Source organism: Nocardioides sp. ChNu-99, from assembly GCF_029493445.1.
Classification (GTDB): domain Bacteria; phylum Actinomycetota; class Actinomycetes; order Propionibacteriales; family Nocardioidaceae; genus Nocardioides.
In genome coordinates, this window is the sequence record NZ_JAHWBL010000106.1 from 1 (window position 1) to 3466 (window position 3466).

A 3466-nucleotide genomic window follows, 5' to 3' on the forward strand; every position below is an offset into this window, starting at 1 on the left:
ATGTCCGGCGGCGTCCTACTCTCCCACGACCTCCCGGTCGCAGTACCATCGGCGCTGAGAGGCTTAACTTCCGGGTTCGGAATGGGACCGGGTGTTTCCCTCTCGCTATGACCGCCGTAACTCTATTGACTTACACATCCCCGCATCTCGTCCCCACCGGTCAAGTGTGGGGGCAGCGGGATGGTGTGTTGTCTCAGACACCAGACAGTGGACGCGAACAATAACAAGCAGCATGACGATTGCGGGTTCAGTAGAGACCCTGACGCACAACAGATGTGTTTTGTGATGTTGAGGCTTGTATGACAAGCCCTCGGCCTATTAGTACCGGTCGGCTAGGCATCACTGCTGTACACCTCCGGCCTATCAACCCAGTCATCTACTGGGGGCCTTAACCCATGAAGGGTGGGAAACCTCATCTTGAAACGTGCTTCCCGCTTAGATGCATTCAGCGGTTATCACTTCCGAACGTAGCTAACCAGCCGTGCCCCTGGCGGGACAACTGGCACACCAGAGGTTCGTCCATCCCGGTCCTCTCGTACTAGGGACAGCCTTTCTCAAGTTTCCTACGCGCGCGGCGGATAGGGACCGAACTGTCTCACGACGTTCTAAACCCAGCTCGCGTGCCGCTTTAATGGGCGAACAGCCCAACCCTTGGGACCTACTCCAGCCCCAGGATGCGACGAGCCGACATCGAGGTGCCAAACCATCCCGTCGATATGGACTCTTGGGGAAGATCAGCCTGTTATCCCCGGGGTACCTTTTATCCGTTGAGCGACGCCGCTTCCACATGCCAGCGCCGGATCACTAGTTCCGACTTTCGTCCCTGCTCGACATGTCTGTCTCACAGTCAAGCTCCCTTGTGCACTTACACTCAACACCTGATTGCCAACCAGGATGAGGGAACCTTTGAGCGCCTCCGTTACATTTTAGGAGGCAACCGCCCCAGTTAAACTACCCATCAGGCACTGTCCCTGATCCAGATAATGGACCTAGGTTAGACATCTAGTACGACCAGAGTGGTATTTCAACGTTGACTCCACCCCAACTGGCGTCGAGGTTTCACAGTCTCCCACCTATCCTACACAAGCCGAACCAAACACCAATACCAAACTATAGTAAAGGTCCCGGGGTCTTTCCGTCCTGCCGCGCGTAACGAGCATCTTTACTCGTAGTGCAATTTCGCCGAGTCCACGGTTGAGACAGCGCCCAAGTCGTTACTCCATTCGTGCAGGTCGGAACTTACCCGACAAGGAATTTCGCTACCTTAGGATGGTTATAGTTACCACCGCCGTTTACTGGGGCTTAAGTTCTCCGCTTCGGCATTGCTGCCTAACAGGTCCCCTTAACCTTCCAGCACCGGGCAGGAGTCAGTCCGTATACATCGTCTTACAACTTCGCACGGACCTGTGTTTTTAATAAACAGTCGCTTGGGCCTGGTCTCTGCGGCCATCACCGCTTCCCCCAGCAAGTGGGTTCACGGATCCGGCCCCCCTTCTCCCGAAGTTACGGGGGCATTTTGCCGAGTTCCTTAACCATGGTTCGCTCGATCGCCTTAGTATTCTCTACCTGATCACCTGAGTCGGTTTGGGGTACGGGCGGCTCATAGCTCGCTAGAGGTTTTTCTCGACAGCATAGGATCATCGGCTTCCCCAAAAAGGGTCCCCATCAAGTCTCAGGATCGTGATCCAACACAGCCACCCGGATTTACCTAGGAGGCTCCCTACACTCTTAGCCACGGAACTACCATCGCCGTGGTCCGACTACCTTCCTGCGTCACCCCATCGCTTGACTACTACCAGCTCGGGTCCCACGCTACGCACCCCAGCCCACACCCCGAAGGGCATGGATCAAAGAGGTGTTTCGGATGGTTAGCATCACCAGGTTCGTCATGGGCGCTACTTCGCCGGTACGGGAATATCAACCCGTTGTCCATCGACTACGCCTGTCGGCCTCGCCTTAGGTCCCGACTTACCCAGGGCAGATTAGCTTGACCCTGGAACCCTTGATCATTCGGCGCACGTGTTTCTCACACGTGATTCGCTACTCATGCCTGCATTCTCACTCGTGTCGCCTCCACACCTGGATCACTCCGGCGCTTCACCGGCGACACGACGCTCCCCTACCCATCCACACACCTGAACCAACCTCGAGGGCGGCTTAGCTAACGTGTGAATGCCATAGCTTCGGCGGATGACTTGAGCCCCGCTACATTGTCGGCGCGGAATCACTTGACCAGTGAGCTATTACGCACTCTTTCAAGGGTGGCTGCTTCCAAGCCAACCTCCTGGTTGTCACTGCGACTCCACATCCTTTTCCACTTAGTCACCGCTTAGGGGCCTTAGCTGATGGTCTGGGCTGTTTCCCTCTCGACTACGGAGCTTATCCCCCGCAGTCTCACTGCTGCGCTCTCACTCAACGGCATTCGGAGTTTGGTTAACGTCAGTAACCTGGTCGGGCCCATCGGCTATCCAGTGCTCTACCTCCGCTGAGAAACACGCAACGCTGCACCTAAATGCATTTCGGGGAGAACCAGCTATCACGGAGTTTGATTGGCCTTTCACCCCTATCCACAGGTCATCCCCTCCATTTTCAACTGAAGTGGGTTCGGTCCTCCACGCAGTCTTACCCACGCTTCAACCTGCCCATGGATAGATCACCCCGCTTCGGGTCTTGATCGCGCTACTCAAACGCCCTATTCGGACTCGCTTTCGCTACGGCTTCCCCCCACGGGTTAACCTCGCAACGCAACACAAACTCGCAGGCTCATTCTTCAAAAGGCACGCCATCACCCCCACAAGGAAGGCTCTGACGGATTGTAGGCACACGGTTTCAGGTACTATTTCACTCCCCGCCAGGGGTACTTTTCATCTTTCCCTCACGGTACTTGTCCGCTATCGGTCACCGAGGAGTATTTAGGCTTAACGGGTGGTCCCGCCAGATTCACACGGAATTTCAGGGGTTCCGTGTTACTTGGGTACACGCCCACACAGCTCGAGCCTTACGCCTACGGGGCTATCACCCTCTACGGCCCCACTTTCCAATGGGCTTCGACTTCAACTCGAGTTTCTTACTGTGCGGCCAGCCGGCAGACTGACCAAGACATGCCCCACAACCCCACGCACGCAACCCCTGCCGGGTATCACACGCACGCGGTTTAGCCTGTTCCGCTTTCGCTCGCCACTACTCACGGAATCACTATTGTTTTCTCTTCCTACCGGTACTGAGATGTTTCACTTCCCGGTGTTCCCTCCACACGCCCTATATATTCAGGCGCGGGTAACTGGACATGACTCCAGCTGGGTTTCCCCATTCGGACATCCCCGGATCAACGCTCGGTTGCCAACTCCCCAGGGCTTATCGCAGGCTCCAACGTCCTTCATCGGCTCTCGGTGCCAAGACATCCACCATGTGCCCTTAACAGCTTGCCAAACAAACCACAACACGACAAAACACAAACAATGCGTCT

The 3466-nt window shown here is 55.8% G+C and carries 2 rRNA genes; both read right to left on the minus strand.

The features are described from left to right. Nucleotides 1-2: 2 nt before the first annotated feature. Nucleotides 3-119, minus strand: a 5S ribosomal RNA gene (gene rrf, locus KK617_RS18515). A 179-nt stretch (nucleotides 120-298) separates the two neighbouring features. Then, a 23S ribosomal RNA gene (locus KK617_RS18520) occupies nucleotides 299-3428 on the minus strand. Between the last annotated feature and the right edge of the window lie 38 nt (nucleotides 3429-3466).